Below are 24,276 nucleotides of genomic sequence, written 5' to 3' on the forward strand. Positions count from 1 at the left end.
TACCCAAAATGCTTTTGTAGAGCGGTTCAATGGTTCATATAGAAGAGGTGTCCTCAATAAATACATTTTTGATAACATAGACCAGGTAAGGGAACAGACACAGATATGGATGGATGATTATAACCATCATAGACCTCATGATTCCTTGGGTAATATTGCGCCTATAGAATATGCGAAAAGGCAACATGCCGCTGCCGCGGGGCTCATTTTAAAATAAATTGGCTTTTAAACAGAAATATGAAGAGAAAGCCAATTCATTTTAAAACGGAAAAAATTATATATTTGGATTAACAAACAGTTCTAAACTGGGGAAGCCTACAGTGCATCTTCAATTAGTAAGAGCAACTCAAATTAAATCAGCGAGGACTAGCCCCAATGATTAGCTAATTTGATTTGTGAAGAAAAAATATAAACAATTACATCAGATTGGTGTTTTATAAAGGCAAAAAAGAACTACAATGTCATAGCCTTATCGATTAGTGCATATAAAAGCAAGCTCAGTCTTGAAATTAACGAGATTGCCGGAAAACTTAGCCTCCATCCATTTAAAAATGTCCCTTATCTAGTACAGAACTAAACAAGCCCAATGCCAAGAACCAATTGCTAGTTTGTGGAAAATTGATGCCTGTTGATTGAATGATAGCTTATTTATATAAATTTAAGCTCCACAAAATCAAGAATAAACCTTTGAGGCAAATAGATGTCGCCAATGTACTTATGTGATTCAAAATGTATGTTCTTACCCATGTCAATTAAAGCTATGCTTTTCCACCCCAAGGCATTTGGTGCAATGAAATCCTTTTTTAAGTTATCAGCTATATAATAATAAACAATTCCGGGCAGAGAGCTCTCAATGGCCTTAAAATTGTCTAAGCTTGGTTTTTCAGAACCAATTTCTTCAGAAATAATAATGCTGTCAATATAATTTAATATCCCTAAACTTTCAAGTTTTGCTCTTTGTGTCTTTGATCTTCCATCCGTTATTATTCCGATTCTTCCATTTTTACTTTTTATTGCTTTAAAAATCTCTAGCACACCATCAAACAACTGAATATTAGGCTGATGGTTATGGTACATCTTTAGTAATGAAGTCACTTCAACTCCGTAAGTTTTCGATAGAAACTCAAAAACATTGCCATTACTTCTGTACAAAGAAAATATCGAAGCGAATAACTGTTTCCAATTTTCAGGTTCTAAAGATCTGGCAATTGATGCATATGCGGATCGTAAAAAATCTAACTCATTATATAAGGTATCGTCCAAATCAAAAACAATTACCGTTTCGTGATCAACCTTTATATCCATGAACCAGAACTTCTGCGTCATAGCGCACCATTAATAAATTATCTTCCCAAACATCAAATTTATCATCAATGCTTTTTCCCAATAGATACTCTTCTATAATCCATTTTGAGAAATTGGCACCAGATAAATATGTTAAGGGATATCCTCCACCAAATCTTGGATTTATTTCAATGCCAACAATTCGCTCCTCGTCGGTTTTATTCAGAAAGAATTGAGCTGTAAGACAGCCCACAACGCCATCAATATAACTCAAGTTTTTCTTTACATAAGGCACTATAGCATTATTGCTAGTCAAGGCTTTATAGACCTCCCCATCCCTCACTTCAATTCTCTTTCTGGGAACAACACACTTTAATTTATTATCCTTACCATAATATAGATCACACGTAAATTCATCGTAACATTCCTGATCTAAATACTCTAAAAACATAAGTTTATCATTACTAAAATGATATTCTGTAAAATCTTCTTTTGAGAGAACTATAAAATTATCGATACTCCTACTCCCATCGATGGGTTTAATAAAAAGAGGAAGTGTGTAATTGTCTTTAGAATATTCTTTAGCTACATTAATTTTATGATCTTTAAAGAATTCATGGATTAACCGCTTATTTCTGCACTTTGATACAAATTCGGCAGATGATATAACAACTTCAATACCATGCTTTCTAAATCTATCTCTATTTTGTGCAAGTTCGAGCAATTCTGTGTCAATGGTTGGAACAATTAAGCAAATATTATGCGCTTTACAAAGATCTAATAAAATATTAAAGTAACTAGAATCATCAAGTAGAGGTGCTTTAAAGAAATTATCTGCCACCTGACATGCAGAGGAAAGGATGGGACTGGAGTCAGAAGCATAAACCTTTCCATTAGGATCTATTTTTTTTAGTTCCTTTTGGAAAGATTTTACGAGGGAAACCCTACGGCCTGCGGAGGTTATTAAAATATTCATTGTTCTCATTTAGTAACTCTAATTATCCAATAGATAATTACAGAGGATAAATATAATATAGAAAAAACAAACTCAATCATACAATCAGTATAAAAACTTGATTTATACTGTAACATTTAGTTTGTATCCATTCAAAATATATTTAATTAAACGGGAGAAATTACTATTTTCGCTGAAAACTAAAGTTAATATCGTGAATATTTACTCTTTATCGTTTTAATTAGTGGTGTTTGAACTTAATAATAGATATTTATCAAAATTTGATCGTGTCCCAGATCCCCTTTGACATGAAATTGAATAGTAACCATCATAGTTTACTTAACAATTTTAACTTATGAAACCAAAAATTTGGCTGTCATCGCCACATATGGGTGGTACTGAACTATCCTTTATTAAAGAAGCTTTCGATTCTAATTGGGTAGCTCCATTAGGTCCTAATGTAAATGGATTTGAAATCGATTTACAAACTTATTTAAAACAAGATTGTCAAGTCGCAGCATTGGCCTCTGGCACATCAGCTCTTCATTTAAGTCTTATCCTACTAGGGGTTGGAGTTGGAGATGAAGTGATCTGTCAAAGTAAGACGTTTTCGGCTTCCGCAAACCCAATAGTTTATCAAGGTGCAACTCCTGTTTTTGTAGACAGTGAAAAAGACACTTGGAATCTGTGCCCTGAACAACTTGAAGTAGCCATAAAAGATAGAATTTCGAAAGGTATTAAACCGAAAGCTATTATTGCTGTACATCTATACGGGATGCCCTATAATGTCAATGCAATTAATCAAATTGGTTTAAAATACGAGATTCCAATTATTGAAGATAGTGCCGAGTCATTGGGCAGTAAATACTATGACAAAAACTGTGGGACTTTTGGCGATTTTTCTATATTATCTTTTAATGGAAATAAAATCATAACCACTTCTGGAGGTGGGGCGTTAGTAACAAAGACTTTAAAAGATAAAGAAAAAGCAGTTTTTTTAGCAACTCAAGCAAGAGATAATGCACCGCATTACTTACATTCACATATTGGATATAATTATAGAATGTCAAATATTGTTGCTGGTATAGGACGGGGCCAAATGCGTGTATTAGATAGTCATGTTGAAAAACGCCGTTCTAATTATGCTTTTTATCAAAATGCTCTTAACCAAAACGGTTATATATCTTTTTTAGAAGAACCTGAGCACTATTTCTCAAATCGTTGGCTAAGTTGTATTTTACTAAAAAACAAAGAGATGAGAGAGGGCTTAAGACTCGCTTTAGAAAAGGAGAACATAGAGTCTAGACCGCTATGGAAACCAATGCATCAACAGCCAGTTTTTAAAGATGCACCAAGATATCTCAATGGTGTTTCTGACGATTTATTTGATAGGGGTCTTTGCTTACCTAGCGGGTCTAATTTAACCGATATTGAACTTGACAGAGTTTTGACCGTCATTTCAACGTATTTTAATGTATGATCTACAAAATTTTACATAAAACATCCCAAAGATATGCTTCAAAATGGTTAATCCTGATCATCGATTTGATGATTGTAGCGTTTACTTTCTTTCTTGCATACCTTATACGATTTAATTTTAAAATTGAATTTGATCTCCAACTGATGATGGCTCAAATTCCTTTTGTTTTACTCGCCGCCATAGTAAGTTTTTTAGCTGTAGGTTCTCATAAAGGGGTGGTAAGATTTATTGGCTATAAAGATATTATCAACATCATTATTGGTGCGAATATTTTAGCGACTGTACTCATTATATCTACATTCTTTAGTCGAAAATATAATTTTAGTGAAATATATGATATTCCAGGATCTATTATATACATTCATTTATTACTCAATGTATTCTTCTTAATAGGTTTCAAGTTATTTATTAAATCTGTCTATAACTCCATAACCAATGATTTCATAGCTACTAAAAACGTATTGATATTTGGCGCTGGTAATTCAGGAATGATAACCTATACAGCAATTAGCAACGACCCGACTAATAGTTACAACGTTATAGGTTTTATAGATGATAATGAAAGTAAAGTTGGAAAGAAGATTAATCTTTTACCCGTTTACAGTCTAAATAAAATAACCACGGAATTAGTTTCAAAAAACAACATCAAAGAGGTCATTGTTTCTATTCAAAATATTGAACCTTCGAGATTACTACAAATTACAGCCCATTTGTTTGAACTGGGACTACACGTTAAAATCGTTCCACCTGTCCAGCACTGGATTGATGGTGATTTAAGTATTGGTCAAATTAAAGATGTCAATATTGAAGATTTGCTAGGAAGAGAACCTATTTCTATAGCGAATCCTACCCTGACAGAGGAATATGAAAATAAAATTATCCTGATAACAGGCGCAGCTGGGTCTATAGGAAGTGAAATTTGTAGAAAGATTAGCTTATATAACTTCAAAAAATTAATACTTATTGACAATTCTGAATCCGCGCTCTATGATCTTCAGCAAGAATTTAAACAAGAGGGCTTTGAAAATGTAGAAGCCATTATTGCCGACGTGCGCAATATAAATAGAATCGACCAAATCTTTAATCAGTATAAACCTAAAGTCGTTTTCCATGCCGCGGCCTATAAGCACGTGCCTTTAATGGAAAACAACCCTTTTGAAGCAGTTAGCGTCAATATTTTAGGCACGAAGAATGTAGCAGATACAGCTGTTAAACATAGTGTCGATAAATTTGTCTTAATTTCTACAGACAAAGCAGTTAATCCAACAAACGTGATGGGGGCTACTAAGCGGATTGCAGAACTCTATGTGACGTGTCTTAAGGGAAAAGGACATACAAAATTTATAACTACTAGATTCGGTAACGTTCTAGGTTCAAATGGATCTGTAATTCCATTATTTAAAAAACAAATTTCAAAAGGTGGTCCGTTAACCGTAACCCATAAGGATATTACGCGGTATTTCATGACAATACCTGAAGCATGTCAGCTTGTTTTGGAAGCTGCCGCAATGGGCAATGGTGGAGAAATTTTTGTTTTTGATATGGGTGAGCCTATCAAGATTTATAATCTTGCAACCAATATGATAATTTTATCTGGTTTAAGATACCCTGAAGACATTGATATCAAAATTACCGGTTTAAGGCCAGGAGAAAAAATATATGAGGAACTTTTGGCGGACGGTGAAAAGACAACCAAAACTTATCATGAAAAAATAATGATTGCTAAGTCGCGACATATCGATATTTTAAGCATAGAAAAACAAATAAATAAACTTACTTCTATAAATTCATTAACCCAACCTTTAGAAATAGTGTCAGCGATAAAGCTTTTAATTCCAGAATACATATCAAATAATTCAACCTACGAAGTTTTAGATAATAAATAAAGTGGTTAAGAATACAAACTCAAAAACAAAATAAAGAAACAAACATGAAAACAAATATTGTCATATTATCAATATTATCAATAATAATGGCCACTTCCTGTGCATCACGTAAAGATCTTATCTATTTTCAAGATGAACCTTTAACAGATGGTTATATAGACTCTACAGCTGAACAGTTAATTTATAAACCCGATGACATTTTAACAATTATTGTCTCTGCAGCGGATCCATTAGCCGCAAAGCCTTTCAATTTAACTACATTTACCGAAAGTGTTGATCCTATAAATGCAAATGGTCGTGAGCGCATGCAAAATTATTTGATTGACTACAATGGAAATATTGAATTCCCTGTTTTAGGCACTCTTCATATTGCGGGGATGACTAGAATAGAACTGACCGAGATGCTAAAAGAAAAAATCAGTGAATATGCTAAAGATCCAATTGTAAATATTCGTCTTGTTAATTTTAAAGTAACTATTATCGGAGAAGTCAATCGACCAGGCACATATACCATTGAAAATGAACGTCTGTCCTTAACGGAAGCTCTAGGTTTAGCAAGCGACTTAACAATTTACGGACTAAGAAAAAACCTTCTTTTGATTCGCGAAGTTGATGGCAAAAAAAAATTCGCAAAAATTGATTTGACCTCAGTCAATTCTATCAGTTCTCCGCTTTATTACTTGCAACAAAATGATGTCATTGTAGTGGAACCAAATAACGCCAAAATACGATCATCAAGTTATAATCAAAATAACTCTGTACTAATTGCTGCGATAGGCACATTAACTACCATTGCAGCCGTATTTTTGATAAAATAAAATAGAGCTTAATATAATAACATTTATGGAATCAAATTCGTCAACATCTACTAACGAAGTTAAGAAAACTATTGAACTTTATCTTTCTAGATGGAAATTAATATTATTATTTGTAGTGATTGCTATCGGTTTAGCCTTCGCATATCTTAGATATACCACTTATCAATATCAAGCCTCAGCAACAATTAAAATAAAAGATGACAAACAGTCTCAAAAACTTCCAAGCATTTCAGAATTAAGTAAAGGCAGCCTCTTTTCTGATGGAAATACCAAAATAATGGATGAAATTGAGGTTATGACTTCCAGAACCATAATTTCCAATATCGTTAAAAATTTGGATCTTAATATAAGATACTTTGAACAAGGCAAGATTAAAGAGATAGAAGTTTACAAAAACCCACCTGTAAAATTAAATTTTTTTGCATTTGATTCAATAGTACACCAAGTAGATACTACGTTATTCATTAAGATTAAATCAGCATCACAGTTTTTAATGTTTAAAGATGATGGAAAATCGTTAATTGATAGAAATGATTCTGATGGAAAAATATTTTCTTTTGGAGATCGCATTAAGACTGGATTTGGTGACCTGATCATTGTTCCAAATACTGGAAAAAGAAGTCCAAGTATAGGTAGTAATTTAAAAATTACTATAAATCCGGTTTCTTCAATTGTCAATAAATACCAACAATTAATTTTAGCATCTATCGAAAAAGAATCGTCCGTCATTAAGCTCACATTAAGGGATAATATTCCTGAACGAGGGATAGATATTCTTAATGAAGTTATAAAGGAATACAATAATGATGTCATTAACGATAAAGAGGAGGTCATTCAGGTAACTTCAGATTTTATAAACAACCGATTAGAGTTGGTTTTTAAGGAATTAGAAGATGTAGACTTTACAGCCGAACAACTTCAGAAAAAAAATAATTTGACCGCTCTTGGTTCGCAAGCCAATATCTATCTAGAAAGTGAAAAACAGAATGAATTTCAAATAAACAGTACAGCAAATACTATTCAATTAATTGATTATCTGCAGGAAGAAATAAAAGATAATAATAAGAGTTCTGATCTTTTGCCATCCAACATCGGTATAGCAGATTCGAACATTAATCAAGTAACCAAGACCCATAATGAACTTGTTGCGCAACGCGACAATGTATTGAAAAATTCAAGTGAGAAAAATCCAACTGTAATTAATTTAAATAATCAAATTGACGCCTTAAAAGCAAATTTGGAGAGTTCTTTAGAGAGCATGAAGAAAACAAGCCAGATTACTCTCAATAGTCTAAATAAAGAAGATGCAAGAATTCGTGGCCAGCTTTATACTGCGCCAACTAAACAACGACAGCTTCGCGATATTGAACGCCAACAAAGTATCAAAGAATCGCTTTACATGTTTTTATTGGAAAAACGTGAAGAGTCAGCAATAAGCCTAGGTATGTTCACACCTAATGCCAAAGTGATTGAAACAGCATATTCAACATTTTCACCGGTAGCCCCTAATAAAATGTTGACCTATTTAGGAGCGGTATTGTTTGGATTGCTAATTCCAATAGGCTTTATTTTTGTTAGCGACTTGTTAGATACTAAAATTTATGACAAAGACGACTTACAGCAAATTTTAAAAGTTCCGTATATTGGTGACATTCCTCAGACAAGTAAGAAAATGAAGCTTATAAGCAAAGTTGATTATTCGCCAAAGGCAGAATCTTTCAGGATTTTACGCTCGAATATCGACTTTGTCTTAAAGAATCATGGCGATACTGCAAAAAAGATTTTTATTACTTCTACTCGAGCGCAAGAGGGCAAATCACATACCAGTACAAATTTAGCCTCTTCTATTTCATTTTCGGAAAAAACGGTATTACTTATCGAAATGGATATTCGAGTGCCAAAAATCATGCAATATTTAAAGGAAAAGCCGTCAAGTAAAATTGGTTTATCCGATTACCTAGCTGATAAAAAAATAAGCCCGGATGACATTGTAACCAAATTAAAAGGGAATCCCTATCTCGATGTCATAGCTTCGGGAACTATACCTCCTAACCCCTCTGAACTCTTAATGAGTAAGAGAGTTGAGGAGCTATTCAATTATTTTGAAGATAAATATGATTATATCATCGTTGATGCTTCTGCCGCTGGATTAGTAAGTGACACACTTTTAATCTCTAAATTTGCAGATTTATTTATTTATGTTGTAGGTGCTGATAATATTGATAAAAGACATTTGGTGGCAGTTGCTAAACCACTATTTACAGACAATAGACTACCCAATATGCATTTGTTATTAAACGGAACCAATTTTGATAAAAAAGGTTCAGGGTATGGTTACGGTTATGGAACGGAACCTACTAAAAATAAAAAATGGTATCAATTTTCTTGATCCAATAATCCAGTTAACAAAAGAGACTATTTCGTGAAGATTGAAATAGTCTCTTTTTTTTTATTGCAAGTGCGCCCTTCTTAACGGGAATCAAATATCCGATAGTTATTTTTAAAAGAATATAGTTTAGATATTCACCTTTTTCATTTGTTATAACCTACGTCGTTGTCTTTCATTTTTTAGCAACATGAGCTCCCTGCTCGTTTGTCCTGCAACCGAAGTATTCTCCTCGGCTCTTCTAATTAAATAAGGCATAACATCCTTGACAGGACCAAATGGAACATATTTGGCTACATTATAACCGTTTGCAGCCAAATTGAAACTAATATGGTCACTCATTCCATATAGCTGCCCGAACCATACCCGATTATCACTTTTTTCAATATTCAGATCTGCCATCATTTGCATCGCCAAATAACAACTTTGCTCGTTATGTGTACCTATAAATACTGAAATGGTATCAATATTTCTAAGGATATAGTCCAAACTCTCATTAAAATTTAAATCAGTGGCTTCCTTGGTGGCGCAGATTGGAGAATCATAATCTTTAGCATCGGCTCTCTCACGTTCTTTCTCCATATATGCGCCCCGCACAATTTTTGCTCCTATCATGAAACCTTCCTTCTTAGCACGTTCATGAAGTAATTTAAGGTAATCCAATCGGTCCCAACGGTATAATTGAAAGGTGTTATAAACGATTGGTATGTCAGTATTGTACTTTCGCATCATGTCTTCGCACAATTCGTCGGCGGCATCCTGCATCCAGCTTTGTTCGCTATCAACCAAAATTTCAACATCTTTTTCTTTGGCCAATTTGCAAACTTTATCAAAACGGTTCACTATGCGCTCCCACTCGACTTGTTCTTGCGCTGTAAGCGGCTTTCGCTCTCCTTTCTTTTGAAACAAATGGAACCTTCCAAACCCAGTAGGTTTAAATACTGCAATTGGCATAGACTTTTTCTCGTCAGCAAAATTAATAATCTTTAAGGTTTTTTCCATGGCTGCATCAAAATGGGACTCTATTTCCTTGCCCTCAACGGAATAATCCAAAACAGAACTCACGCCCTTATCGAACATCTTGTCTATAACCGGTAAGCAATCATCTTCGTTGACACCTCCACAAAAATGGTCGAACACGGTTGCTCGGATCAACCCTTCCACAGGCAGATGAGCCTTTAGAGCGAAATTAGCAGCTGCTGTGCCTATTCTAACTAAAGGTTCATGGGAAATCATCTTGAACAAAAAGTAAGCACGCTCAAGCTCTGAATCACTTTTAAGGCTAAAAGCAATTTCGGTGTTTTCAAAAATTTTTGACATGGCCATATTTAAAAAAATAAAAGCAAATTTAATTATTCATTCGCTATTAATTAATTAAAAACTGCTTATTTTCATCCTTTATTAAAGCTATCAAAATAATGACTTCAATTACTACCGATTCATATGCTGTCCACTTTAATGCTACAGGATACAAAGCTCTAAACAACTACCTGAAAGACAATCGTTTTTCGAAAATATTTATTATCGTTGATAATAACACACACGTTCATTGCTTACCACATTTTATGTCAAATCTGGAAACAGATTTGGATTGTGAAATCATTGAAATTGACGCCGGAGAAGTCAATAAAAATATTGATACCTGCGTTGGCGTATGGAATGCGCTCTCTGAATTGGGTGCAGACCGAAAAAGTCTCATTATTAATGTTGGAGGTGGCGTTGTGACTGATTTGGGCGGATTTATAGCCTGTACCTTTAAGCGTGGCTTAAAATATATTAACGTCCCAACCTCTCTTTTGGCGATGGTTGACGCCTCGGTAGGAGGCAAAACCGGAGTCGACCTAGGTGCTCTTAAAAATCAAGTTGGGGTAATTTCTTCTGGAGACATGGTACTTGTAGACACGAGTTTTTTAGACACGCTTCCTCAAAACCATTTAAAAAGTGGATTGGCCGAAATGTTGAAACACGGACTTATTTATGATGCTTCTTATTGGAATAAGTTTTTGGATCTAAATGGATTGACCTTAAATGATTTGGATACTTTAATTCACCAATCAGTTCAAATTAAAAACACCGTTGTAACTATTGATCCACTTGAGAATGGATTACGCAAAACTCTCAACTTTGGGCATACTTTAGGCCACGCCATTGAATCGTACTTTTTGATCGAAGAGGATAAGGAAGAATTGCTTCATGGTGAAGCTATTGCCATTGGCATGATCATGGAAACTTATATTTCATCTGAATTACTAGGATTTCCTGAGGGCGATCTGGAATCCGTTAAATCGACGTTTTTAAATATATTCAAGAGGATACTTATTGAACCTTCCGATTATGACGCCATCATCGACCTTTTAAAATATGACAAAAAAAACGAACATGGCAATATCAATTTTGTATTGCTTGAAAAAATAGGCGTGCCTAAAATAGATTGTCTTGTTGATAACAAGTTGATAATGAAAGCTTTTGATTATTATGCATCATAAATAGCGCTCTTTAATAATATTAAGATGATGTTTTTCATGACCAACAATAATGAAAGGAATAGCTCTCACAGAAAGCGAACTATTGCTTGCTGTGCCAATTTGCGTCCAGGCCTTGTGATCAAAACTATCAAACAAGGTTATCGTTGCCAAACGCACACTTTCATATTCGGACAACAGACTCTCAATATTTCTTTCAGCCGCACGGCTATTTAAAACAAATGCATCTTGATCAAATCCAGGCAATTCAGTTTTATCAGTTCTGGCAATGCACAACGCACGATAGGAGAAGACGCGCTCCGTATCAATTATATGAAGAATAATTTCCTTGACAGTCCACTTGCCTTCAGCATAGCGATAATTCAGTCTATTATCATTTAGACTGCGAATAAATGTGACAACCTCCTTATAGTGAAACCTCAAGAGCTCTAGAACATCCTCATCTCCAAGCTTATCAATAGGCTGATAGTACGGATGATATTCATCTGACCTGAGTTCTCTTTTAATCAAAATTAGCTACTTTATTTTTTATATATAAAAATACCCTTTAATGATTTCTCAACAAAGGGTATGCTTTTTTAGAACACGATAACACCATTACAACTCATTAAAAATAGAGTGCATCAATCGCTTTTTATCATTAATGCTCTCTTCCAATGAAATCATAGTTTCCGTTCTGTAAATACCTTCAATATCGTCCAACATAAAGATAATATCCTTGGCATGAGAGGTGTTTTTTGCTCTTACCTTACAGAAAATATTGAATTTGCCTGTTGTAATATGTGCCACCGTAACAAACGGAATTTCATTTATACGCTCCAAAACGAACTTTGTCTGTGAGGTATTATTCAAGAACACCCCAACATAAGCGATAAATGAATAGCCTAACTTTTTGTAATCCAATGTCAACGATGACCCTTGGATAATCCCTGCTTCCTCCATTTTCTTAACACGCACATGAACCGTGCCTGCAGAAATCACTAATTTTTTAGCAATATCCGTAAATGGAATCCGGGTATTATCAATTAACATATCTAAAATTTGATGATCAATCTCATCCAACTTGAACTTTCCCATTTTTGTGAAATATTAAATTTTTTACAAAAATAATAGAAATTTGTTGAAGATAATACATCAAAAACTACTTAATTTCTTCATATAATTGGTGTTTTTTGTTATTTATCAATACGAAATCGATTTCGACACCCTCATTTAGCTCTTTATAATTTTCAGTAAACACCAACTCCCCATGGGCTTCAATCTCTTTATGGCCGAAAAAACCACTTAAGTCAGCTATTTTCTCGATTTTGGGAATAAATATGATGTGATCTCGATCAAGTCGCTCTTCAAATTGTACGGCAATATCCAAAATTTGATAACTTTCCCCTTTTCTCAACTTTGCGTTTCGGACAATAATGTCATAAAACAACTTTTCATTTTGTGGAATCTTAAAATAGGCCTCCTCACCAACCCCTTGAATTTCATTAAAGGCTATCTCCTTCAACCCGACCCATAGTGAATCCAGGATCAAGGCCCTAACCTTCTCTCGATGGTAATCTTCGTGACAATGACCCGCTTCGAAAAGTATTGTTGGCACTTCTAAAGTTTGGAAAGTATCACCAACGCAATGGATATTAAACGCATCATCATAAATACCTACTTGGTTGGGGATTTGATTTTGGAGGCTCTCATTCATCCTAACTATAATATCCATAGCTTTTTTACGGGTTTCCGTAACAGTACATGCGTTGTCTTGCGCTGGTGATAAAAAGGAAACAGTAGCGGGCTTATTAAAAGCTCCTGCACTAAAAATAGTTCGCTGCCCATGAAGATTGAAACAAAAGCTGGGCTGAAAGTTATCAAAACATGCTCTCAGAACCCTGCTTTCTGGCTGTGATAAGCGCTGGGCATCTCTATTTAAGTCCACCTGATTTGCGTTTAACCGCGTATAAGACCGAGAGCCATCAGGACTCAACATCGGAATAATGCCAATTGTACACGTCTCTAACAACTTTCCAACAAGAGGATGTTCAGAATCTGTCATGATATTCATTAAGTCAAAAACTGCTTTAGTAGTTGTACTTTCATTGCCATGCATTTGCGACCACATCAAAATTTTTTTTTCTCCAGTTCCAATTTTTACAAAATGAATATCTTCATTTAAAACAGATTTACCGATAACAGAAATTTCAAAGTATGCACTGTGTTTTTTAAGCAGATTTATGATATGATCAGCGTTAATATAACGACCAAAAAGTGAGGTCTCACAGTATTGCTGATATTTGATTTCTAAGGCCATTGGAATGTTGTAATTGATTTCGATACAAATGTAAACAAATGATAATTTACAAATGTAAACAGTAATTAATTGTGCAATTGTTTACAATACTATACAAGCAGCATAAATATCATGATGTTTTTGGTGACCATAGAACCCAATGAAAGTAAGACTTTTATGTAAATCAATTATTAATTTGTATTTCAGACAATTAGACACTATTATATAAAATTTTACTTCAACCATATTTAACCCTTTGAAATATTCAATAAGCAGAATTAGCTATCATTCCGATGATTTGTTTACCTTTGTAACTACACTAAAAGACGATACGAGTTTACAATGATAAACAATGATGATTTTGCAAAAAGGCTTCAAAAAGTGATTGATTACTACGCTGAATCGGCCTCCTCTTTTTCGGACAAAATAGGTGTCCAGCGTTCCAGCATTTCACATATTCTATCTGGAAGGAATAAACCTAGTTTGGATTTTGTTTTAAAAATTTTAACCTCCTATCCTGAAGTTGAACTCTATTGGCTTCTGAACGGAAAAGGCGAATTTCCATCACAACCTAATAAAGTACCAATCCCACCAGAAAAAGTTACTGAGCTTCCTATGCTTCAAAAAAATGATTCTGGAGACAAAAGCATCGATAAAATTGTTATATTCTATAAGGATGGCACTTTTAAAGAATTTATAAAAGGCTAGACATTTCTCTTTGATTGGTCTTAATTTATATTTTAAAATTTTTCATTTCTGAATCGCTTTCTTTTTAACTAGTTTTGCGCTTAAACTCAAGACCATGAAATTCCTGTTTTCTTTTTCGCTAATTTTTTTATTTTTATTGACAAGCTGCTACAACAAAGAAAGAAACTGTAACGATTTTAAAACTGGCACCTTTGAATTTACATATACTATAGATGGTGTTGAGAAAACAGGACGCTTTGTTAGAACAGATAGTCTAAACATAGATTATTACGAAAACAAAATTGATACGGCTTCCATTAGATGGATCAACGATTGTGAGTTCATTATGAAGCATATCAACCCTAAGAACATGAGTGAGGAGAAAGCAATCCACATGAAAATCTTAACTACTTCTGAAAACTCCTATACTTTTGAATATAGCTTGGCCATTCAGCATGGTAGTCAACAAAAGCACATAGAAAAAGGAGAAGCAACTAAAATAGACTAAACAGTACCACACCCAATGGTGATTCCCACCACAATTAAGGACATTCTTTGAGATTATTTGAGATTATTTGAAAATCAAGCCAATGATTGGCAATAACTAGAACTCTCAAGCCGTATAGCGTTAATATTTCCCATTTAGCTAAAAATTCTTAATAAACTATAATCTGTAGAATAGTATTATTTATATTTAGCCAACTAAATTTAAAATTAAGAAAACACAAGTCTTTTATTTTTGTTTCAACATAATACCTGCTTTGTTTTCCTATGGTTGTTACAATGTATATGTTCCTTAATAAAAACCAATCACTCCTAATGCTACTTTCAGTATATCTGATTAATGCAACTTCGGTTCTAAGGCGTTCCCTATTTATTATGTCAAGATCAATCCTAAATTATTTTTTTAACTTAAAAACTAAGGGAGCCTGGAAACTGAAAACTAGATCATTGATCGGTTTATTTTTTCAACATGCGCGCTCATCATATAGATGGTTATTTGATTTTAATGCCTTGAAAACTAATTTCAATTTCTCTATTCTCAATCACTGTCACAAATTGTTCTAACATCAAATCAATGAATAAAAAATTCACATCATTTTTATACCCGATTATAACGGCAACAATAGGAAATGCGCTTGTTTTTCTACAACCGAAAAAAGCACGTCAACTTTCGGAAAACAGAATCACCTTGATCCATAAAAACAAGAAGAACATGACTATTAATGAAAGGTTGATGCGCGCTGCTCTTGTGAAAAAGCTCGAAAAAATACAAGATCACAATACCATAGCTCAATTAAATCGAGACTTTTGGATTAACAACAAAGCCATCGAACTTTTTTCAGAAACTGAAGATACATTTAACACAGATTTCATCCCTCATTGCACTTTTATATTCGATTTACTTAAAGTCGAGCTTTCGAATGAATCAGAAGAGTTCAGCACTTTAGTTGAAATTGGAACCGGAAATGGAGACGTATTAAATTATTTGAGTTCAGAGTTTCCCAGTATCAAACGATTTATTGGCATTGATTTGAGTAAAGATCAGATTGAACTTAATAACAAGAAGTTTGAGAACGAAGAAAAACTGGAGTTTGTGGCAGCAGATGCATTTGACTGGATTAAAGACAATGGACGTGATAAAACAATTTTTGTCTCCTCTAGAGGCGTTTTAGAATATTTTATCGAGCCACGTTTGCAAGAAATGTTGAAAACAATTAATCAATTGGGCAAAACAATGTTTATTGCTATCGAGCCCAATGGCGCTGATCACAATTTTGAATTGCACCCTGGCTCCCAGCTTTATGGTCATGAACCTTCCTTTTCTCACAACTATCCTCGACTTTTTAAAAATGCAGGATTTAGTCTATGGCATTTTTCACAAAAAACTTGGTATAAAGCCAGTGACAAGCAAACCTTTATTGGTGCCAAAAACTAAAAATTTAATATTGACCTTAATTCACTTCAATTTCCAAAATCAACAGTATACACCATTTAAAAGATTATGAGAGAATTTATAAGAAAATATGAGATCTGGGTATTTTTAGCTCTTGGTCCTGTGGTGAACGTTATTTTTGTTTATTCCAGAACCATAGGTTTAGTTCCAAAATACTTATACAACAATGGCCGCTTCTGTGTCCTTTTATTTTTCTTGATTTGCTTAGTAAAATATACCAGAGGTAATGCAGGTATAAAGGATATTTTCAAGCCTATGCTGAATTGGAGAGTTAGTCCTAAATGGTATTTATTTAGCTTATTGTTTGCTTTCTCCGTAGGTGCTTTTACATTGTTGCTAAAAGGGCTGTATTCGGGCGTGGAATTGACTTCCATTTTAAAAACAAATTTTGGAGTCTTAAACCTTAGAGGTGTTGTAGCCTTGTTTGTTTGGGCTTTTCTAGGTGAGGTAGTCTGGGTTAGCTACTGCATTCGAGAATTATCTAAAATTATTAACCCTTTTTACGCAAGTCAAATTGTTGGTTTTGTATGGACTCTATGGTGGATTCCTATAGTTATTCTTGGAGAAGGCGTTCTTCCTGGCATTCCAATATTATCTTTAGGCATTTTCATGTTGGGAATCGCAGGGATGTGCACAATTGTTTATGGACATTCTAAAAGCGGGATTTGCGTATTAATATTACAATTTACCCTCAACATCACCCTAAACGCACTATCAATTTCACCTAGCACAGGAGGAATTGCAACCTTCACCGCATTCTCAATTGTCTATTACTTAACAATGTTAGGTTTTATGTATTTTATGAATCCTGTAAAAAAATTCAATTTAAATAGAGTTCAAAATATTTAGCACTTTACAAGTATTAAAATAAACAAGCTTAATTGTTGATAGACTTATTTAATGTCATTAATATCGCTTTGATTAAACTATAACTATGTTATCTATAATAAGATATTATAAGTCATTTAAATCTTTTTACAACTTTTATTTTTGAGGTTAGGTTAAAATTTTCGCGCAGTAAATATGGCCAAAAATAAGATGTCCTTTTTTAAAACAAGACCGATTAAAGTTTAAGTTTGATACGGCTAATTAATAAGGGATTCTTTTGTTTTAACTTAAACTATTTTAATTGAAGGAGACTAATTGATTTTGAACGAAAAAAGAAACAATTGGTCTAATTTCTCTTGAGGATATTTAAAATATTCTTTAAGTTTAATAAATATTCCCTCTCGAAATCCAATATAAATAATTTAAAACTAAAGCTCGTGGTAAGTTTTAGACTGATAGGATATTTTGTATACTAAATTATATTAAATTCGATTTTAGAAATAATAAACTGTCAACATTTAAATTAATAATACTTCACAAATAAAATTGAAATAAGATGAGCAACTCTAGTAGTAATGTGTACGAACTCTTTGAGAAGGCTGCCAGATTATATCCTGATGATCTTTGTTTGATGACAAACGCTGGCAGGTTGACTTATAGAGAAACAGAGGAGGAAGTGGTTCGGATTTATAACTCTATTCTATGTTACGCAAAAGATGAAAATATTTTAGGTGTACCTACCACGCGAGGTAGTGAACAAATCATCTTCATGCTTGCAATTTTAAAGGCTGGCAAAGCTTATCTACCTATAGATTTTGGATATCCTAGGAAAAGACTTGACAGTATAATCAGCAATTCTAAACTGACGTATTGCTTAACTACTAAGACTGATAAAGGCAATGCTGTAGAACTTGGTCTTATACCAATACTAAATAATGAAATTCAAAAATCGCCAAGTTCTCAATTCGTCGAATCAAATATTACTACTTCTCTAACGTATGTCCTTTACACTTCAGGCTCTACTGGAGAACCAAAAGGAGTATGTATGGGCGAAAAAGCCATGGTCAATCTGATTAAGTGGCAAAACAACAATTCTGTTTGTAAAAATGGCACGCGCACTTTGCAATTTGCGCCATTAAGTTTTGACGTATCTTTTCAAGAAATCATGGCAACGTTGAGCAACGGTGGTACTTTGGTCCTCATCGATGATGCTTTAAGACTTGACATGGTAGCACTTTTAGAATATATTGATAAACAAAAAGTTAACAGACTTTTTCTGCCTTTTGTTGCACTACAAGCCTTAGCGGAGGCATCATTGAGTACAAATCATTACCCAGCATCACTTAAGGAAATAATGACTGCCGGAGAACAACTAAAAATAACCCCGCAGGTAATTAATCTTTTTACCAGATTACACAATTGCGTACTCTATAATCAATATGGTCCTACGGAGTGTCATGTAGTTACCGAATTAAAATTGGAAGGAAATCCTAACGACTGGCCAACCTTGCCCACCATAGGAAAACCAATTAGCAACACGGATTTATTTGTGCTTAATAATGAACAAGAAATTTTACCTAATGGCACTATTGGAGAATTATGCATTGCAGGTATATGTTTAGCCGATGGCTACATGAATAAAAGAGAACTAACGGATGAAAAATTTGTAAATTGGAACTCTCCTGATGGTAAGTATACACGAATTTATCGCACTGGAGATATTGCAAAATATTTACCTGATGGGAATATAGAATTTCTTGGTCGTAAGGACGATCAAGTTAAAATTAGTGGCCATAGAATAGAATTGGCAGAAATTGAATTAGCAATCAACTCCATTTCTGGCATTCATCAAACAGTGGTCGTTGCGTTCAACCATTTGGGTGGCCAATCTCAACTAGTTGCCTATATGCAGCCGAATAAGGATAACTTAGATGTATTTGAAATACGTCAAAAAGTATCTGATATTTTGCCAGATTATATGATCCCCTCCTATTTTTTGTTGGTTGAAAAATTTCCAAGAACTTCAAGTGGTAAAATCGACAAGAAGAGTTTACCTACCCCCCAGTATAGTAGACCCAGCTCTGCGCCTCCTTATAAGGCGGCAACCAGCAGAATCCAGAAGAATGTAACTCAAGTGTGGGTTGATTTATTACATATTCCGGAAATTGGTATTGATGACAACTTTTTTGAATTGGGAGGTACTTCCCTATTGGCTCAGAAATTAGTGGCTACTCTATTAAAAGATTACAATTATAAATTGCCAGTAACAAAATTGTACCAATTTCCTAGAATTGCTGAGATTTCGAATTATCTAGATCCCAACAAGGTCACTAAATCAAAAAAGGCACTTACTAAAACCAATAGATTCTCTAATGACGTCGCTGTTATTGGTATGGCAGGTAGGTTTCCTGGCGCAAACACCATCCACGAATTATGGGAAGTTCTCAAAAACGGAAAAGAAACCACATCATTCTTTTCTTTGGAGGAATTAGATCCGAGCATTTCTGAAGAACTACGGAAAGATCCTTTATATGTACGAGCGCGCGGGATTATCCCCTCTGCAAAGCAATTTGATCCGGCATTCTTCGGACTAAATCCAAAGGTTGCTTCGGTAATGGATCCTCAGCAGCGCTTATTTCTAGAAATAGCATGGGAAGTCCTTGAGCATTCTGGCCATCTTCCTAAGCATTATGATGGAAGCATTGGGGTTTATGCAGGCACGGGCATGAATACTTACTATAAGAAAAACATCTTGCCAAACACCGAACTGTTGAATCAAGTGGGAGATTTCCAAGCAAGCACTCTCAATGAAAAGGATTATATAGCCACTAGAACTGCTTATCATTTAGATTTGAAAGGACCAGCAGTCAGCGTGCATTCTGCCTGTTCCACATCTCTTCTTGCCATTGCCCAAGCTACGGAAGCGATAAGAAATGGCCAATGTGATGTGGCTATAGCTGGCGGATCTAGTGTAACGGTTCCAATTAATAGCGGACATTTATATCAAGAAGGATCCATGTTAAGTCCTGATGGTCACTGTCGCTCATTTGATGAAAACGGCAAAGGAACAGTGTTTAGCGATGGTTGTGGCGTCGTCCTCCTTAAAAGCTTAGAGGCCGCTAAAAAAGATGGCGATTACATCTACGGAATTGTTAAAGGTATTGGAATTAGCAACGATGGTGGTGGAAAAGGAAGCTTTACTGCTCCTAGCGTAGAAGGACAATCCGAAGCCATATACAGAGCTCTCAATGACGCCAATATTTCTGCCTCGGACATAAGTTATGTTGAAACTCATGGCACGGCTACTCCTATTGGAGACCCTATAGAAATGGAGGGGCTTCATGATGCCTTTGGCGAACAAAGCCAGAAAAACTATTGTGCTATTGGTTCCATAAAAAGTAATATGGGCCATTTAACGGCTGCGGCTGGAGTTGCTGGTTTTATTAAGACCATTTTGGCTATGAATCATCGTCAAATCCCACCTTCCTTAGGCTTTTCAAAACCTAATCCTGCTATTGATTTTGAGAACAGCCCCTTCTTTGTCAATGATGAATTGCGTGATTGGGAGTCTGAAAAAATTCGTCGTGCAGGAATTAGCTCCTTCGGGGTTGGCGGTACCAATGTTCATGTCGTTGTTGAAGAATTTGAAATAAAGCAAGCCGCTTCAGGCAATAGTAGACCTTTACAAATTTTAACTTGGTCTGCTAAATCAAAAAATAGTCTTGATGGTTATAAATTGGCTCTTGGCAATTTTATCAAATTATCAAATGAACATAAACTAGCAGATATTGCGCATTCCCTCAGTACCACCAGAGATTCCTTTAATAAGCGGAGTTTTGTGTTGGCATCCCATTCAGAAAGTGCATTGACACAATTGTTATCTGACGGAACAAGTTCAATAAAATCTTCTGAATTAAAGTCGACCCCTAGTAACTTGGCATTTTTATTTCCTGGGCAAGGTGCACAATATTTACAAATGGGAAGTTCACTTTACGAAAATGAACCCGTTTTTCGAGAAGCCATTGATCAATGTGCTGCTATTTTAATTAAAGCATTTGATTATGACATTCGAAATATCATTTACCCTGAACAAAACACTGCTGAAGCAGAAGTACGATTAAAGGACACACAATACACACAACCTGCGTTATTCATGGTTGAATATGCTCTATCACAACTTTGGATAAACTGGGGTGTTAAACCAACTCTATTATGCGGACATAGTATTGGTGAATTTGTTGCGGCTCATTTGGCAGGAATATTCAGTTTGAAAGATGCCTTGGAGTTAGTTGCTATTCGTGGAAAATTGGTAAGTAACCTTCCTCAGGGCAGTATGCTATCGGTTAGGACAAGTTTCGATAACTTATCTCAAATTCTGCCCGAGAACCTCTCTATAGCAGCAGTAAATTCCGATCTTCTCTGTGTTGTTTCAGGTGAAGATCAAGACATTGAAGAATTCATGAAAATTCTCGGTAAAAAAGAAATTCCGAATAAATTACTTTTGACGAGTCATGCTTTTCATTCTACTATGATGAATCCAGTTTTAGAAGAATTTGAAGCTGAAGTCAAAAAAATAACTTTAAACATCCCTCGTCTTCCTATTGTTTCAACCGTAACGGGAACTTGGTTAAGCGATTCTGAAGCCACAGACCCAAAGTACTGGGCGGATCATTTGCGTGCTACGGTTCGTTTTTCGAACGCTATGGATACCGTTCTTGAATTAGACAATCTTGTATTATTGGAGGTCGGTCCTGGGCGCGCTTTAACTACATTATCGCAACAGAAAAAGAAGTCCAAATCGGCCACGTCTGTTTCAAGTTTGGTAGTTCCAAATGAAACAGAAAACTCATATCATACAGTTCTATCTGCTTTAGGCCAACTTTGGTTAAAAGGGGTTGAACCTAATTGGGAAGCATATTATGAAGGGCAAACACGTCAAAAGGTATGGTTACCGTCATACGTTTTCGATCGTAAACTGTGTTGGGTAGATCCACCAATTATGAGGGATGTCACTACAAACCAATATCAAGAAGTAGAAATCAATAACAATAATAATCAACCTATACAATCACAGCATCAAATGAATACCGTTGCACAACCACATAGAAAAACAACACTTCTGGAGAAAATATCAGATATCATTTTGAATACTTCAGGAATAGAATTGGAAGCGTCAGAGTACGATCATAATTTCCTTGAACTAGGACTCGATTCTCTTGTATTGACCCAAATGGCTATTACCTGTAGAAATGATTTTAATACGCCAATAACTTTCCGTCAACTAAATGACGAATTAGGCACTCCAAACCTCTTGGCAGAGCATCTCGACAAAACATTGCCAAAAGAGATGTATGCACCAACTCCTGCTCCCCAAACGGTTGAAAATTTTAATAATAATAATAATAATATCAGGCCTCAAGTTTCAGCGCCACCGGTACAGAACACTACGAATAATACCTACAGTAATAACAGTTCAGCTCTAAATCTTATAGGACAACAATTACAACTTCTAGGGAAACAAATAGAGTTGCTTCAGGGACACGATAACCAGCAAACACAAACAGCGCCACCAGTTTTTCAACAAGAAAAACAGTCGGCACCGGCACCGGCATCGACTTCAGCTGAAGTCTTGTCTGAGGATGATAAGAAAGAACATCAAAAACCTTTTGGAGCTTCACCTAAAATAGAAAAGAAATCTTCAGATATAAGTTCAAGTCAGAAATCCTTTTTGGAAACTTTGATTGCCGATTATAATAAAAAAACAGCCGGGAGCAAGGCCTATGCTCAAAAACATCGTCCGCACATGTCTGATCCGAGAGTTGTTTCTGGGTTTAAGCCACTAACAAAAGAATTGGTTTATCCTTTGGTGGTTGGAAAATCTTCAGGAAATAAACTTTGGGATATCGATGGCAACGAATATATTGATGCTTTAAATGGTTTTGGCTCTTGTTTATTTGGTCATCAACCTGATTTTATAAAAGAAGCTTTGCACGAACAAATAGAGCTCGGTTACGAAGTTGGCCCACAACACCCCCTAGCTGGTGAAGTCTGTGAATTACTTTGTGAATTGACACAACATGACCGTTCCGCACTTTGTAATACGGGTTCAGAGGCTGTGTTGGGTGCCATGCGTATTGCCAGAACGGTAACAGGTAGGTCACTGATTGTTGCATTTTCTAGATCTTATCATGGTATAACTGATGAGGTTTTGGTGAGAGGTTCTCGTATTAAGAAATCTTTTCCTGCCGCTCCAGGAATTATGCCAGAATCAGTTCAAAACATGTTGATATTAGATTATGGAACAGAGGAGAGTTTACAAATAATCCGTGACAGGGCCCATGAATTGGCAGCAGTTCTTGTTGAACCCATACAAAGTAGAAGACCTGATTTTCAGCCTGTAGAGTTCCTAAAGGAGGTCAGAAACATCACAAAAGCTTCAAATACAGCATTTATATTTGATGAAGTTATCACCGGATTCCGCATGCATCCACAAGGTATTCAAGGCATGTATGGCATTAAAGCAGATATTGCCACCTATGGCAAGGTTATTGGCGGCGGCTTATCCATTGGAGCCATAGCCGGTAGTAGACAATACATGGACGCCCTTGATGGTGGTCATTGGCAGTTTGGAGATGATTCCTATCCTCAAGTTGGAGTTACCTATTTTGCTGGTACATTTGTCCGCCATCCTTTGGCATTGGCAAGTGCAAAAGCGTCGTTGCTTCATCTAAAGGAAAATGGACCTCAACTTCAAGATGATTTGTCCGCAATGACCGATCGTTTAGCATCAGAATTGAATACATTCTTTAAAAATCAAAAGTTACCTATTGAGATCAATCATTTCAGGTCGTTATGGAGATTATCGTTTTTGGAGGAGATTCCTTACGCTGAATTGGTTTTTGTGCTCATGAGACTTAAAGGAATTCACGTTTGGGATGGTTTTCCATGTTTTCTGACTACTGCCTATAAAGATGAAGATGTCACATTTATAATCGATTCCTTTATTGAAAGTATCAGTCAACTCAAAAAAGCGGGAGTTTTTCAATCTATCTTGGCAGAAGACAATCATACTGATATTAAAACGTCGGCCCAATTGAATCAGCCTCCAAAACCTGGAGCAAAATTAGCCTTAGACGAATCAGGAAATCCAGCTTGGTATGTAGAAAATGAAGGCAGCTTTCAAAAAATCGATTTATAGGAGCCCTATTGAGACGAGCACATATTTAAATAGGAT

At 35.2% G+C, this 24,276-nt stretch carries 17 protein-coding genes; 11 read left to right on the plus strand and 6 right to left on the minus strand.

What is annotated here, in order from left to right:
- Window positions 1-217 (plus strand): integrase core domain-containing protein (locus G525_RS21210; protein ID WP_035479898.1); only part of this gene is annotated, 217 nt, incomplete at its 5' end.
- A 431-nt stretch (window positions 218-648) separates the two neighbouring features.
- Here G525_RS21210 and G525_RS21215 read toward each other — a convergent pair.
- Complete coding sequence (locus tag G525_RS21215) at window positions 649-1,305, minus strand: HAD family hydrolase (protein WP_035479901.1); 657 nt, start codon at window positions 1,303-1,305, stop codon at window positions 649-651.
- A complete protein-coding gene (locus tag G525_RS0115550; RefSeq protein WP_035479903.1) occupies window positions 1,289-2,260 on the minus strand; it encodes an ATP-grasp domain-containing protein in 972 nt (323 codons plus the stop codon). Before G525_RS0115550 ends, G525_RS21215 begins: the two co-directional genes overlap by 17 nt.
- A 334-nt stretch (window positions 2,261-2,594) precedes the next feature.
- On the opposite strand from G525_RS0115550, the gene G525_RS0115555 reads away from it, so the two are divergent.
- From G525_RS0115555 to G525_RS0115570, 4 genes are read left to right on the plus strand one after another with little or no spacing between them, the layout of a single operon-like run.
- Entirely contained in the window at window positions 2,595-3,719 is a 1,125-nt protein-coding gene (locus G525_RS0115555) for a DegT/DnrJ/EryC1/StrS family aminotransferase (RefSeq protein ID WP_027126976.1), read from the plus strand.
- Entirely contained in the window at window positions 3,716-5,605 is a 1,890-nt protein-coding gene (locus G525_RS0115560) for a polysaccharide biosynthesis protein (RefSeq protein ID WP_027126977.1), read from the plus strand. The genes G525_RS0115555 and G525_RS0115560 overlap by 4 nt, the downstream gene beginning before the upstream one ends.
- A gap of 44 nt (window positions 5,606-5,649) precedes the next feature.
- Complete coding sequence (locus G525_RS0115565) at window positions 5,650-6,423, plus strand: polysaccharide biosynthesis/export family protein (protein ID WP_027126978.1); 774 nt, start codon at window positions 5,650-5,652, stop codon at window positions 6,421-6,423.
- A gap of 25 nt (window positions 6,424-6,448) precedes the next feature.
- Window positions 6,449-8,812 carry a GumC family protein gene (locus G525_RS0115570; protein ID WP_027126979.1) on the plus strand — a complete coding sequence of 788 codons (2,364 nt, stop codon included), beginning with the start codon at window positions 6,449-6,451 and terminating at the stop codon, window positions 8,810-8,812.
- Window positions 8,813-8,962: 150 nt separating this feature from the next.
- On the opposite strand, the gene G525_RS0115575 is transcribed toward G525_RS0115570, so the two are convergent.
- A complete protein-coding gene (locus tag G525_RS0115575; protein ID WP_027126980.1) occupies window positions 8,963-10,129 on the minus strand; it encodes a proline dehydrogenase family protein in 1,167 nt (388 codons plus the stop codon).
- A gap of 98 nt (window positions 10,130-10,227) precedes the next feature.
- On the opposite strand from G525_RS0115575, the gene aroB reads away from it, so the two are divergent.
- Window positions 10,228-11,295, plus strand: coding sequence for a 3-dehydroquinate synthase (gene aroB / locus G525_RS0115580; RefSeq protein WP_027126981.1), 1,068 nt, complete (start codon window positions 10,228-10,230; stop codon window positions 11,293-11,295).
- Here aroB and G525_RS0115585 read toward each other — a convergent pair.
- From G525_RS0115585 to G525_RS0115595, 3 genes are all read right to left on the minus strand, one after another.
- The gene (locus tag G525_RS0115585; RefSeq protein WP_027126982.1) at window positions 11,290-11,802 is read right to left on the minus strand and encodes a DinB family protein; all 513 of its coding nucleotides are present in this window, start codon (window positions 11,800-11,802) and stop codon (window positions 11,290-11,292) included. The two genes, aroB and G525_RS0115585, sit on opposite strands and share 6 nt — an antisense overlap.
- A gap of 87 nt (window positions 11,803-11,889) precedes the next feature.
- On the minus strand, window positions 11,890-12,369 hold the full coding sequence (locus tag G525_RS0115590; protein ID WP_027126983.1) for an Lrp/AsnC family transcriptional regulator: 480 nt from the start codon (window positions 12,367-12,369) through the stop codon (window positions 11,890-11,892).
- A 64-nt stretch (window positions 12,370-12,433) separates the two neighbouring features.
- Entirely contained in the window at window positions 12,434-13,591 is a 1,158-nt protein-coding gene (locus tag G525_RS0115595) for a M14 family zinc carboxypeptidase (protein ID WP_027126984.1), read from the minus strand.
- A gap of 321 nt (window positions 13,592-13,912) precedes the next feature.
- Here G525_RS0115595 and G525_RS0115600 point away from each other — a divergent pair, with 321 nt between their 5' ends.
- The 5 genes from G525_RS0115600 (at window position 13,913) to G525_RS0115625 (ending at window position 24,240) form a co-directional block, all read left to right on the plus strand.
- Entirely contained in the window at window positions 13,913-14,278 is a 366-nt protein-coding gene (locus tag G525_RS0115600) for a helix-turn-helix domain-containing protein (RefSeq protein ID WP_027126985.1), read from the plus strand.
- 94 nt (window positions 14,279-14,372) lie between these two features.
- Window positions 14,373-14,765, plus strand: a complete 393-nt coding sequence (locus G525_RS0115605; RefSeq protein ID WP_027126986.1) for a hypothetical protein — start codon at window positions 14,373-14,375, stop codon at window positions 14,763-14,765.
- Between the two features lie 570 nt (window positions 14,766-15,335).
- The gene (locus G525_RS0115615; protein ID WP_027126987.1) at window positions 15,336-16,196 is read left to right on the plus strand and encodes a class I SAM-dependent methyltransferase; all 861 of its coding nucleotides are present in this window, start codon (window positions 15,336-15,338) and stop codon (window positions 16,194-16,196) included.
- Between the two features lie 66 nt (window positions 16,197-16,262).
- Entirely contained in the window at window positions 16,263-17,063 is an 801-nt protein-coding gene (locus G525_RS0115620; protein ID WP_027126988.1) for a hypothetical protein, read from the plus strand.
- A gap of 535 nt (window positions 17,064-17,598) precedes the next feature.
- Window positions 17,599-24,240 (plus strand): type I polyketide synthase, encoded by a 6,642-nt coding sequence (locus G525_RS0115625; protein WP_027126989.1) that lies wholly within the window; start codon window positions 17,599-17,601, stop codon window positions 24,238-24,240.
- Window positions 24,241-24,276 lie beyond the last annotated feature (36 nt).

It is taken from the genome of Gelidibacter mesophilus DSM 14095 (assembly GCF_000423005.1).
Lineage (GTDB): Bacteria > Bacteroidota > Bacteroidia > Flavobacteriales > Flavobacteriaceae > Gelidibacter > Gelidibacter mesophilus.